Annotated in this window: 15 protein-coding genes; 4 read left to right on the forward strand and 11 right to left on the reverse strand. The window is 50.9% G+C overall.

Annotation, left to right across the window (positions count from 1 at the left end):
* Positions 1-32 precede the first annotated feature (32 nt).
* Genes ACMXD4_RS20875 through ACMXD4_RS20890 form a run of 4 tightly spaced genes read left to right on the forward strand, consistent with a single transcriptional unit; the run spans position 33 to position 3,565 of the window.
* Positions 33-761 (forward strand): glycosyltransferase family 25 protein, encoded by a 729-nt coding sequence (locus tag ACMXD4_RS20875; RefSeq protein WP_415879273.1) that lies wholly within the window; start codon positions 33-35, stop codon positions 759-761.
* 11 nt (positions 762-772) lie between these two features.
* Positions 773-1,993 (forward strand): O-antigen ligase family protein, encoded by a 1,221-nt coding sequence (locus ACMXD4_RS20880; RefSeq protein ID WP_171697348.1) that lies wholly within the window; start codon positions 773-775, stop codon positions 1,991-1,993.
* On the forward strand, positions 1,986-2,735 hold the full coding sequence (locus ACMXD4_RS20885) for a glycosyltransferase family 2 protein (protein ID WP_171697347.1): 750 nt from the start codon (positions 1,986-1,988) through the stop codon (positions 2,733-2,735). Before ACMXD4_RS20880 ends, ACMXD4_RS20885 begins: the two co-directional genes overlap by 8 nt.
* Positions 2,732-3,565 (forward strand): glycosyltransferase family 2 protein, encoded by an 834-nt coding sequence (locus ACMXD4_RS20890; protein WP_171697346.1) that lies wholly within the window; start codon positions 2,732-2,734, stop codon positions 3,563-3,565. Before ACMXD4_RS20885 ends, ACMXD4_RS20890 begins: the two co-directional genes overlap by 4 nt.
* Here the strand turns inward: ACMXD4_RS20890 and ACMXD4_RS20895 are convergent.
* The 11 genes from ACMXD4_RS20895 to cheY are packed head-to-tail and all read right to left on the reverse strand — an operon-like array spanning position 3,562 to position 12,289.
* Complete coding sequence (locus ACMXD4_RS20895; protein WP_171697345.1) at positions 3,562-3,984, reverse strand: DUF2802 domain-containing protein; 423 nt, start codon at positions 3,982-3,984, stop codon at positions 3,562-3,564. The two genes, ACMXD4_RS20890 and ACMXD4_RS20895, sit on opposite strands and share 4 nt — an antisense overlap.
* Positions 3,984-4,148, reverse strand: coding sequence for a hypothetical protein (locus ACMXD4_RS20900; RefSeq protein WP_165385994.1), 165 nt, complete (start codon positions 4,146-4,148; stop codon positions 3,984-3,986). The genes ACMXD4_RS20895 and ACMXD4_RS20900 overlap by 1 nt, the downstream gene beginning before the upstream one ends.
* 28 nt (positions 4,149-4,176) lie before the next feature.
* A complete protein-coding gene (locus tag ACMXD4_RS20905) occupies positions 4,177-4,650 on the reverse strand; it encodes a chemotaxis protein CheW (protein ID WP_033159399.1) in 474 nt (157 codons plus the stop codon).
* A 21-nt stretch (positions 4,651-4,671) separates the two neighbouring features.
* Positions 4,672-5,403: a chemotaxis protein CheW gene (locus ACMXD4_RS20910; RefSeq protein WP_415879274.1), complete on the reverse strand. Its 732-nt coding sequence runs from the start codon at positions 5,401-5,403 to the stop codon at positions 4,672-4,674.
* Entirely contained in the window at positions 5,400-6,203 is an 804-nt protein-coding gene (locus tag ACMXD4_RS20915) for a ParA family protein (RefSeq protein WP_415879275.1), read from the reverse strand. The genes ACMXD4_RS20910 and ACMXD4_RS20915 overlap by 4 nt, the downstream gene beginning before the upstream one ends.
* Complete coding sequence (motD, locus tag ACMXD4_RS20920) at positions 6,200-7,081, reverse strand: flagellar motor protein MotD (protein WP_415879276.1); 882 nt, start codon at positions 7,079-7,081, stop codon at positions 6,200-6,202. Before motD ends, ACMXD4_RS20915 begins: the two co-directional genes overlap by 4 nt.
* Before the next feature lie 10 nt (positions 7,082-7,091).
* Entirely contained in the window at positions 7,092-7,838 is a 747-nt protein-coding gene (locus ACMXD4_RS20925; RefSeq protein ID WP_033159403.1) for a flagellar motor protein, read from the reverse strand.
* Complete coding sequence (locus ACMXD4_RS20930) at positions 7,838-8,932, reverse strand: protein-glutamate methylesterase/protein-glutamine glutaminase (RefSeq protein ID WP_415879277.1); 1,095 nt, start codon at positions 8,930-8,932, stop codon at positions 7,838-7,840. The genes ACMXD4_RS20925 and ACMXD4_RS20930 overlap by 1 nt, the downstream gene beginning before the upstream one ends.
* Before the next feature lie 9 nt (positions 8,933-8,941).
* A complete protein-coding gene (locus ACMXD4_RS20935; protein WP_415879278.1) occupies positions 8,942-11,152 on the reverse strand; it encodes a chemotaxis protein CheA in 2,211 nt (736 codons plus the stop codon).
* A gap of 10 nt (positions 11,153-11,162) precedes the next feature.
* The gene (locus ACMXD4_RS20940; RefSeq protein WP_319962278.1) at positions 11,163-11,885 is read right to left on the reverse strand and encodes a protein phosphatase CheZ; all 723 of its coding nucleotides are present in this window, start codon (positions 11,883-11,885) and stop codon (positions 11,163-11,165) included.
* Between the two features lie 17 nt (positions 11,886-11,902).
* Positions 11,903-12,289, reverse strand: a complete 387-nt coding sequence (cheY, locus tag ACMXD4_RS20945) for a chemotaxis response regulator CheY (RefSeq protein ID WP_020483669.1) — start codon at positions 12,287-12,289, stop codon at positions 11,903-11,905.
* Between the last annotated feature and the right edge of the window lie 6 nt (positions 12,290-12,295).

Consider the following 12,295-nt stretch of genomic DNA (forward strand, 5'->3'; position numbering starts at 1 on the left):
CGCTTTTGTCAACAGCCTAACTACAAATTCGCATGATGCAATCGCCCAGCCTTGACCGCATTTTGGTTTTGAATGTCAAAGCGTTTAGTCAACGCCGTATGTTCATGGAACAACAACTACGCGATTTCGGGATGTCGGCGGAATTTATTTTCGACTGGGATATAGGCGATTTGACAGACAGCGTGGTGGCCGAGTATTTCCGTGACGACCATCATCTGACTACGGCTCAGCAATCCTGCGCATTAAAGCATGTGGCAGCCTTACAGAGAATTGCGGACGGTAATGGCCAAGGTTTCTGTTTGGTACTGGAAGACGATGCCGTGTTCAGTAAGGATATTCAGCTCGGTTTGCAACGCGCACTCAGTCAGAGCGGGCAATTTCCCGGCAACAAAGTCATCTACGTCGGCTCCGGCGGTAATTTTTTTACGCCCAAGAGTCAGCGCAAACCGGATCAATACCTGTATCTCGGGCATCGCGGTCGCTTTGCCGATTCCTATCTTATTGATTCCAGCACCGCCCGCCAGAGACTAGACTGGATTAAAACTCACAAAATCGCCGAACCGATTGACAATCAGTTCGAAAAAATCGACAAACAGCTCGGCATTCAAATGATTTGGCTGGAAGATCCTGTCATCGAACAAGGCAGTAAAAACGGCATGTTCAAAAGTGCTTTGGAAGCCGATCCGCCCACCTGGCTGAAAGGACTGTTTTTCCGCTGGGAAAAACTCAAGCGTAAATACATTTATCAGTTATGGCGCTAAGGCTACAAAATATGCTTGCATCCCCCCTGACATCCGAGACATCGCTCAACATCTGTCGCTGCCTCACTATTGCCGCTGCTATCGCCGCCCCCGTTTCCACGGCGGTTGCCAGCATAGCCAGCGTGGCATTACTGATATTCTGGCTACTTTCCGGCCAGGCAGTGCAGACCCTTAAGTTATCCTGGCAACAGCCTGTCGGAAAAATGATCGTGCTTTTCTTTGCCTGGTTAATCATCGGCACGCTTTACGCCGAAACAGACTGGCACAGCAAATTGGAAACCTTATCCAGCTGGAAAAAACTACTTTACGTGTTTCTGCTACTCGGTGTTTTTCAGCAATCGCAGTGGCAAAAACGTTTTGTCTACAGCTATTTTGTCGCCATGGTGGTGGCTGGCATGATTGCGATGCCGCTTTGGGCGTTGGATCTTATCGTTAGAGACGGCCGGGAAGCCGGTATTTTCATGACCAATCACGCCACCCAGAGCACTGCTTTTGTGGCGGCCCTGCTATGCGCTATCTTCCTGGTGCAGGAACCGCTAACCCCTCGTTGGAAATATGCCGTGTGGGCGGGAATTGCCATATTTTTATTCAATATTTTCTTCATCAGTACCGGTAGGAGTGGCTATTTGGCCGTACCCATCGCCGCGGTTTTTGCATTGGGCTCGATATATGGCTACAGCAAACTACCACAAATTATTGGGATAGCCGCCATCGTGCTGGTGGCCTTTGGCCTGAGCTCCAACACCTTGCAAGACCGATTCAGACTGGCCTGGGACGAACAAGCAAGCTATCAAAGCAGCCAGGATTTAACATCGGTAGGCATTCGGGTGGTCTTTTACAAAAACACCGTGGAACTCATCGAGAAAGCGCCTTGGTTTGGCTATGGCACGTCATCGTTCAAGCCGACCTACAGTAATTATGCCTTGGCCAAAAGCCAGGGATGGCAAGGCACCAGCACTAGCGACCCGCATAATCAATACCTGTTTATTTGGCTGGAAAACGGCTTGGTCGGCTTGCTGTTGTTCTTTGCTTATATTGTCGTCGCATTGCGCCAGGGCATGAATAACAAGCCCTACGGGCCGATTGCCGCCAGTTTTTTGGTGGCAATTTGTGCTTCAAGCCTGTTCAACTCGCATTTCAAAACTTTTGCTGAAGGCTATTTGCTGGCGTTTTTTCTCGGTGCCTTACTCAGTCATCCTGCCGACTCCACCCTTCGTCAGGCCAATGCTTAGCGTTATCGTCATCACCAAAAACGAGGCGCAACATATCGGCCGCTGCCTGGCATCGGTTGCTTGGGCCGATGAAATCATTGTTCTCGACTCGGGTAGTAGCGATGAGACTGTCGCGATTTGCCGACAATTTACCAACAAAGTCTTCATCACCGACTGGCCCGGATTTGGGCCGCAAAAGCAAAGAGCACTGGATAAAGCCCTCGGCGACTGGGTGTTGTCTATCGATGCCGACGAGGAAATCGGGCCGGCGTTAAAAGCCGAAATCCTGCAAGCCATGCAGCAAAACGAGGTGCAGGGCTTCGAAATCCCCCGCTTATCCAGCTACTGCGGCAAGCCAATCAAGCATGGCGGCTGGTGGCCGGATTACGTGCTTAGGCTGTTTCGCCGCGATGTCGGACGCTTCAGCAGCGAAGTCGTGCATGAGCGTATTGAGGTTAAAGGGGTTATCGGTCGGCTCAAAAACCCGCTTTGGCACGAAGCCTTCGTCGATCCCGCCGAGGTGCTGCATAAGATCAACGCTTATTCCTCGCTGGGCGCCGAGAAAATGTTCAATCACGGTAAGCGCTCCAGCTTGGGCAAAGCTATCGGCAAGGGCCTGTGGACCTTCATCCGCACCTACTTCGTCCAGGCAGCCATTTTGGATGGCGCGGAAGGCTTAATGTTGGCCATATCCAACGCCGAGGGCAGTTATTACAAATACCTGAAACTACGCGAGCTTTGCCGCAACCCGGCAAACAAATGAAGGGCTTGATTTCTGTCATCGTCACCACCTATAACTGGCCGGAAGCGCTTTCCGCCTGTTTGCGCGCACTGATGGCTCAACAAGATCGCCGGTTTGAAATCATCATCGCCGATGACGGTTCCGGTACTGCAACGCAGGAATTGATCAAAGGCTTTATCGAAACCAGCGAAATTCCACTAGGGCACGTTTGGCATGAGGATAAGGGATTTCGGGCCGGCACCATCCGTAACAAAGCGGTTGCAGCCAGTCGCGGCGATTATCTGCTGTTTATGGACGGCGATTGCGTCGCGCTACCGGATTTTATTAGAAATCATCGGCAATTGGCCGAAACCGGTTATTTCGTTCCGGGCAACCGGCTGTTATTGAACGAAGCTTACACATCACTGGTACTAAAGCAAAAAATCCCGCTACATGAGCAGTCGTTTGGCTTTTTTTTATGGCAACGGCTGCGAGGTCGCATCAATCGTCTACTGCCTTTACTGTATTTACCGCTTTACGGCTGGCGTTATTGGCAATCGCAGAATTGGCAAAAAGCCATGACCTGCAATCTGGCAGTCTGGAAAGACGATTTCCTGGCAACAAATGGTTTTGATGAAGTCTTCGAAGGCTGGGGATATGAAGATTCGGACTTGGTGATCCGCCTGATTCATCAAGGCATCAAACGGAAAGAAGGCCGCTTTGCGGCACCGGTATTACATCTTTGGCACCGGCATAACGATAGAAGTCAACACGATGAAAATTACCGGCGTTTGTTACAGAGGGTAGCGGATATATCGATAACTCGTGCGGAACGGGGCGTGGACCAGTATCTGGAAACGACCAGCGCCTAACCCAAACCGGAACGTTTGCCGCCGCCATGCAAACGCATTAATAAAACCGCTTCATCACGGGTCAAGCCGCAATCCCGGACCAGCGCCTCAATGCCAACCCCACTACGGATTTTTTGAATCACATCTTCATAGCCGCCTGCGGGGATAGGTTCAGCGGGCGCCACCTCAGCAACGGTTTGCCGTTGCGTGTTGACTTGATCGACAATGCTATTCAATCGCGAGTCGTTCGCCGCCAGCCGCCGATCAACAGCCACAGCGGCAGAGCAAAGGCCGGCCACATCCTCGTTGCTACGCTGCACCCGCTCTTCAAGACGCTGAAATTGTTGTTTTAGTGTTTGCTGCTGGCGCAACAGCCGAACTAACACCGCTAGCATAAATACGACTACCCCCGCCAAAACCAGCACTAAATATTCGCTCATCACACTATTTCGTCAACATGCTCGGCAGGCTGTTTATCGTCTTTGTTTGGGTCGGGTTTGGTCTGCGGTTGTTTTTGCGGCTGGCGCTTTTCACGCTCTTCGCGCTCGACCTTGTATATCGTGTGTACTGGGGAAAAAGGCGTGATCGGTGTTATTTCGGTCATGTTGCACCTCGCATGCCTAGTCAGGCAATCAAAACATATCCAGCTCGGCTTTTTCGTCGTCGCTGAGGAATTTATTCAAATCCACCAGAATTAACAACTGATTATCGCGGCTGGTGACACCTTGAATGTATTTTGAGCTTTCTTCGTTCCCGACATTGGGCGCAGTCTCAATTTCAGAAGCCCGCATCTCGACCACTTCAGCGACGCTATCAACCAAAATGCCGATGATATGCCGGTCGGTTTCGATGATCACTACCCGTGACGCATCATCGGTGTCTTTGGAAGGTAAGCCGAAACGGTTACGGGTATCGATGACCGTCACCACATTACCGCGTAAATTGATAATCCCCAATACATAGGACGGCGCGCCGGGCACCGGGGCAATTTCGGTAATCCGCAACACCTCTTGCACTTGCATGACATTGATACCGTACTTTTCGTCACCTAGACAAAAAGTCACCCATTGCATGATAGGGTCGCCTTGTTTTTTATCTTCGCTCATTTTGCTGTATCCAGATGGTGTTTAACTATTTTTTCTATGCGGTACCAGCTGTTTAACATCGATAATCGCTGTCAACTCGTCTATTACCGTGCCGATTAACCAAGGTTTTTTTTGTCTGGCCGTTCGCCATCTGACCCCATCGGGCTTTACTTTACCGATGGAGAGAATTTCATCACACACCAAACCCCATTTTTTATCCTGGGTGATTAAAATGCGCTCGAACGGATATTCTTCACTATCAGGCTGCAAGCCTCGGCTTTTACCAAAAATCAGCTGCCGGGTATCAAGCACGCCGATACGGCTATCGTGCTCATCCAGCAACCCCAGAAACCAAGAGGGTTGTCCGGGAATTTTCGTGGGCTTGCGGTCGATTTTGATCGTTCTCGACAACTCGATCAGCGGCGTTGCCAATATCAGCTTATCAACCTTAAAAAACAAAGCCTGAAACTCATACTGCGACCAATCCGGCATGATAGACAGTGCCTGTAGTTTAGCCGGGATTTCCGGCTCTACAAGCTTGGGTTGCCGGTTCCTGACCAGTGCTTTGGAGCTTGCTTTTGGACTGCCGGTCACGACCGGAGCAGGATCCGGCAATTTGATAGGCTCCTCAACAACAAGCTGTTCCAGCAATACTGCCGGCTTTACGTTAACAGCTTCCTCAGCCTCGGGTACCTCATCCAATAGCGTCTGCAGATACACATCAAGCGCTAACTGTTGATGAACGATACTGGGGGGTGGTTTTGCCTGAGTCATTTATGCGGTGCCAAGTTTTTGTCTGGACTCTTATCAAGCAATATCAGTTCCAACAATTCGGCATAGGCTTCGGCCGCACGCGCGCTTTTGTCGTACAGGGGTAAGGGAATACCGGCCTGGCTGGCATCCCGCACTTTAGTATCCACCGGGACGACCGAACTCCAGGCATTGTCTGGATACTGTTGATGTAAGGCCGCTAAGCTGTCGCGAGCCGCCTTGGTGCGTTTATCAAACATGGTCGGCACGATAGTGAATTTAGGCGGTGTTTTCCGGGAATGAAAAACCATTTTTATGGTATGCACCATTCTATCCAGACCTTTTAGGGCCAGGAATTCGGCTAAAACCGGAATCACTAAATGATCGCAGGCCGCCAGCGCATTGATCATTAACACCCCCAACATCGGCGGGCTGTCGATAATCACATAGTCGTATTGGTCAGCCACTTTGTGCAATGCGGTAGCAACCACCAAGCCCATGCCGCCGATTGCGGCGACCTGCCTATCCAAGGTGGCTATAGCGGTGGATGCGGGCAAGACATCGATACCGTCGAAGTCTGTTTTGGCGATATAGACCTGAGGATCGACGTTTTTCTTTTTCTCGCTGGCGTCGAGAAATAAATTGTAAACGCCAAGCTCGATCTCATCCGGATTCATCTTGAAATAGCTGGTCAACGAACCATGGGGATCCAAATCGACCAGCAAAGTCCTGAACCCCCAGGACGACAACAAGCCACCCAGCGTCACCACGGTAGTCGTTTTACCGACCCCGCCTTTTTGATTGGAAACTGACCATATTTTCATAACTGAGCCGGCGCTTCCGGCGTCTTTTCAACTGCGGTTTCAGGTGGCGAACTGGGCTGTGACGGCGCCAAATTCAGCACTTTCACGCGTTCGTCGTCAGTCATGCCGTAACGAGCAAAGGCTTGCGACATCAGCACCAATACAACTCGCCGATTTTTAAAACGCCCCTCCTCGTCTTTGTTATCGGCGATCGGATGAAATTCTCCATAGCCCACCGCCGATAATCGTGTCGCCGGAATATTGTTTTTCACCAATTCTTTGACCACACTGGTTGCCCTGGCTGAGGACAAGTCCCAATTGGATGGATAAAAGCCGGTGGAAATCGGTACGTTGTCGGTATATCCCTCGACATTGATCACGTTGGGTACGTCGCGCACGGCCTCTGCAACTTTCTGCAACACCGGAACGGCCTTGCTGGAGAGCTCGGCCTTACCGCTGGCAAACAGTAACTCGCTATTCATTTCCAGTTCCACCCAGAAATCGTGCTGTTTGATACCCACCAACTGGCTTTCCACAAAAGGCTGCAAGGCTCGTTGAAACTCCTGCGACACTTCATCCAGCCGGCGTTTTTCCTGCATGATTTCTTCGCTCAGCTCTCTTTCCTCGGCCGTCATCAAATTTGGCAATTCAATCGGCTGGATCGTGGTGGGAATCGTGCCAACCTGAATCGGCTCTGCTTCTTTTTGAATCTTCTCGTTGTGAAACAGAGCCTGGTCCAGCGATTCGGAGAATGTTTCGTACTTACCCTTATTTACCGAGGAAATCGAATACATCACCACAAAAAACGCAAACAGCAAGGTCACGAAATCCGCGTAAGACACCATCCAGCGGTCGTGATTATCGGCCTGTTGCAATGGTCTACGTTTGCGCCGACTCATAAGGCCTCCCTTATTTTTCCAATAAAAAACCGGATAATTTCAACTCGATATTACGCGGGTTTTCGCCCTCGGCTATCGACGAAATGCCTTCTATCACCATTTCCCTGGCTTGCGATGCTTCGAAAATCAGACTCTTCAGCTTATTGGCGATAGGAATAAACAACAGATTGGCCAAGCCGACACCGTAAATAGTCGCCACGAAAGCTGTCGCGATGCCGCTGCCCAATAACTCCGGCTTGGCGAGGTTCTGCATCACATGAATCAAGCCTATTACCGCGCCGATAATGCCGATAGTAGGCGCATACCCACCCATCGCCTCAAAAACCCTAGCCGCCTGGGTATCCAAATGCTCCTTTGTCGTTAGCTCAACCTCAAGGCAATCGCGTATCACTTCCGGCTCGTTGCCATCGACCAGCAACTGCAAACCTTTTTTGGCAAAACTGTCTTTTTCGGTTTCGATAACCGATTCCAAGCCCAGCAAGCCTTCCTTACGGGCCAGAGAGCTCCAGCGCACAATCTTGTCGATTTGCTTTTTGAGCTGCAAATTTTGCGGCACAAAAATCCAACTCAAAATACGTAAGCTGCGCAGAAATACCTTGGGCGGAAATTGCAACAGTGTCGCTCCCAGCGTACCACCCACCACAATAATGAAGGCATGAAAATTGATCAGGGACCCGAGTTCTCCTCCGCCCATTAGGTTACCGCCGATAATCGCGGCAAAGCCTATCAACACACCCAAAATACTGAGAATATCCATCAATGTAATTTTTTAAATTGGTTGGCAATCTCTTCCAGAGAATAAATATGATCCGCCAGACCGGCTTCTGCGATGGCTTTCGGCATGCCGTAGATAGTACTTGTCGCCTCGTCCTGCGCCCAGATTTGCGCGCCGCGCTGCCTTAACTTCATAGCGCCAGCCTTGCCGTCTGCGCCCATGCCGGTCAACACCACCGCCAACACATGCCCGGCGAATACCTCGGCAAGCGAGTCAAAAGTAATATCAACACAGGGACTATAAATTTCCCCACTTTGCTTGGCCCGCAACACAATCCGCCGCTCACTGGCTACTTGCTTAACTTGCATCTGCATTGCACCTGGCCCCAATAACGCGGTCCCCGGCTGCAATACGTCACCATCCCGCGCCTCCCTGACATTAATATTGCAAAGCAAATTCAAGCGTTCGGCAAAGCTTTTGGTGAAATTAGGCGGCATATGTTGCACCAGCAATATGGGTATCGAACACTCAGCCGGAATTTTGCTCAGCACGTATTGCATGGCGACCGGCCCGCCAGTCGAGGCGGCAACCACCAAAAGCTCGATTTTGCTGCTGGTTGCAGTTTTGGGCCACGCGGACGCAGCGCGTATCGGCTTAACTATGGGGTTTTCGGCGGTTGAGCTCTGATGTTCTTCTTGATTCACGCGCGGCAGAGGTCGTGGGGAAGACATTCTAGTCGCCTGAGAAGCCACCATCCTCACCCTATACCTCAGCAAGTAGCGGGCCGTTTCACGATTAGCATCGATGTCTTCCAACTGCTTGGGCAAAAAGTCGATAGCGCCGGCATTCAACGCATCCAGAGTGGCTTGAGCGCCGACTTGCGTCATTGCCGAAAACATCAGTATCGGACAGGGCCGGGTGCCCATGATTTTTTTGACTGCCGTGATACCATCCATGATTGGCATCTCCACATCCATGGTGATAACGTCCGGCTGCAGACTTGCCGCAAGTTCTATGGCTTCGCGACCGTCGTGAGCGACGCCAATCACTTTAAACTCTTGATCCTCTTCTAAAATTTCCCGAATTCTTTTACAGATAAAACTGGAGTCGTCGACGATCAGCACCCGAATGGTCATATTGCCGCGTCACATCGCATACTTCTTCATCAGACCAGGCACATCGAGTATCAGCGCTATCTTGCCGTCACCGGTGATGGTTGCTCCCGCCAATCCTTCCAATCCATGTAACTTGGCACCCAGCGCTTTAATCACCACTTCTTCCTGACCGATTAATTGATCCACCACGAACCCGACATGCCTGCCGCCAGCGTTGACGACCACCACATGATTGGTCGGCTGCGTTTCGCCTGTGAAGTAAGAACCTCTGACCAGCCATTCGCTTAAATAAAACAGCGGTAAGGCCTTATTTCTGACCATTACCACCAATTGGCCATCTACCTTATTGGTTTTGCTCAAATCCAGATCGAGTATTTCCAAGACGCTGGCCAAGGGTAACGCGAAAGCCTGCCCGCGCAACTTCACCATCAGGGTCGGCATAATAGCCAAAGTCAACGGCACCTTAATGATAATGGTACTGCCCTTACCTTCCACCGAATCGATTTCCACCACACCGTTCATTTGCGCGATCCGTGTTTTCACCACATCCATGCCGACACCGCGACCTGACACGTCGGAAATTTCAGTTTTGGTGGAAAATCCGGGCAGAAAAATCAGGTTGTAACACTCTTTATCGTCAAGACGGGCGGCGCTTTCTTCATCCATCAAGCCTTTTTCCACCACTTTGGTGCGCAGTATGTCGGGGTTCATGCCCTTGCCGTCGTCTTTGATGGACAACTGAATATGATCGCCTTCCTGAGACGCTTTCAATATCACCACGCCTTCCCGAGGCTTGCCGTTGGCTTCGCGCTCATCCGGCGATTCGATTCCGTGATCTACCGCGTTTCTGACCAAATGCACTAAAGGATCTGCCAGGGCCTCGACCAGGTTTTTATCGAGATCGGTTTCTTCACCCACCAACTCCAGCCTGATTTCTTTTTTCAGACTTCTAGCCAAATCACGTACCACACGCGGAAAACGCCCAAAGACTTTTTTGATTGGCTGCATCCGGGTTTTCATGACCGCCAATTGCAAATCAGCAGTCACCACGTCCAGATTGGATATCGCTTTGGACAACTGCTCTCCGGCTTCAGCATTGGCTTTAAGCGTCTGGAAACGGTTACGCACCAGCACCAGCTCGCCGACCATGTTCATAATATCGTCCAAAATCTGGGTATCTACCCTGACGGTGGTATCGGCTTGGGGTGTGGCGGCTTTACTCTTGTCGGAAACGGAATCTACTACCGACGCTACTTTGCCTAAGCTATTTTCCGGCTCCACATCGACGGACGGTTTCGCGACCGGCTCAGGTTTAGCCGCCACGAACGGTTTCTCGACAGGCAACTCTACATTTTTAATTGGTGGGTTTTTTTCACCCGCAGCCGGCTCATCAATCTTGCCCAAATTGGCAGCATCGAATTTACCTTTGCCGTGCAAAGCATCAAGTACCTTATCGAACTCCTCATCGGTAATATCGCCGGAATCGCTGGCGGGCACAGACGGCTCGGTTTTTACAGAAAACTTGCCTTTGCCATGCAACTCGTCCAGCAGGTTTTCAAACTCGTCTTCACTAATTTCGTCATCCGCCGCCGGCGCTGCCGATTGCGCTGCGATGTTCGCGGTGGGAGAACCGCCCTTACCATGCAGCGCATCCAGCAAATCTTCGAATTCCTGCTCGGTAATTTCATCGCCATCTTCCGAGCCAGATTCGCTGGCCAATAACTCCTCTGGATCGAGCATTGCGTCATAGGCTTGCACGGCGGATTCTTGAGGGGATAGCGGCTGGGTGGATTCGAAGGTTTCGTTGATGACAGCGGCTTCAACCGCTATCTCAGCAGGCGCGGCAGCTTCGGCCGGCCCCGCGTAAGATTTCAAGCGTTTTAATAGACCTTGATCGGCCGATTTTGGGGTATTACCGGAACGGACTTGCCCGAACATCTCGTTAACGATGTCCACGACTTGCAAAATCACGTCCATCAAATCCGGCGTGACTTGGCGATCACCCTGTCTGAGAACGTTAAAAACGTCTTCGGCGTTGTGACAGACATCGACCAAGGCGCTAATAGCCAAAAAACCGGCGCCGCCCTTTATGGTGTGGAACCCGCGAAATATGGAATTCAGAAGATCGAGATCGCCAGGCGATTGCTCCAGCTCCACCAGCTGCTCACCCAGAGAATCGAGAATCTCCCCGGCCTCGACCAGGAAGTCTTGCAATATTTCGTCGTCCAGATCGATCGCCATGTTGTTTTCCTCAGAAACCTAGACTAGACAGTAAATCGTCAACATCGACCTGACTGGTGGCCACATCACCGGCTCTGTCATCTACTCCGGGGACAACCGGTCCGGGCACTTCGGGCTGCAACGCGGCACCGCTGCTTGGCGTAATTTTGCGGCTGGAAATTTTGATCAGATTAACCATGCTGCCTTCAAGATCCTGTACCAAATCGATAACCCGGCGGATAATCTGCCCGGTAATATCTTGAAACCCTTGCGCCATCAATATATCGCTTAGGCCCGCCTGGATTTTCTCCAGAGACACTTGCGACTGCTCAAAATACTGACTGAGGTCGGCGCTCATTGCCTTAAACTCGTCAAATGGCATTTCCCGATCCAAAAAGCGATTCCATTGCGCCGACAATTGTTTAACCTGCCCGTTCAGCTCATCCGATACCGGCAACAACTCTTCAACGGCGGTTAAGGTTTGATCTGCGGCTTGCTCCGTCATCGCGATCACATAATGCAGACGCTCCTTGGCATCCGGAATATCGTGCTCAGCCATGGCCGCTATTTTAGAATCGACGGAAAAACTCACCATGGTGTCGTGCAATTGGCGAGTTAGGCGGCCAATTTCTTTAAACAATTGTGTTTCTCTTAATCCGGCTACTTGATCAAGAATTTCATCGGCAGCCGCTTCGTCGCACTTTTCTAATGCTGCGACCAAATCTCGGGCCAAACTCAGCAGGTCAGTATTCATCGTAATCTCCCTGTGCTTCAGCCGTCGATGCGTTCAAAAATCTTTTCGATTTTCTCTTTAAGCGTAGCAGCAGTAAAAGGCTTGATGACATACCCATTTACACCGGCCTGCGCAGCCATAATGATTTGCTCGCGCTTGGCTTCGGCTGTGACCATCAACACCGGCAGATTGGCCAAACTGGGAGTAGACCTGACGGCCTTCAATAAATCGATGCCGGTCATGCCCGGCATATTCCAATCGGTGATCAAAAAATCGATACCGCCTTTTTCCAGAATAGGCAGTGCTGTTTTACCGTCGTCCGCTTCCACGGTGTTGGTAAAACCCAGATCTTTCAACAGGTTTTTTACTATTCTCCGCATTGTCGAAAAGTCATCGACAACCAGAATACGCATATTTTTATCCAAGGATAA

Origin of the sequence: Methylomonas sp. TEB, from assembly GCF_047777895.1 — a bacterium.
Taxonomy (GTDB): domain Bacteria; phylum Pseudomonadota; class Gammaproteobacteria; order Methylococcales; family Methylomonadaceae; genus Methylomonas.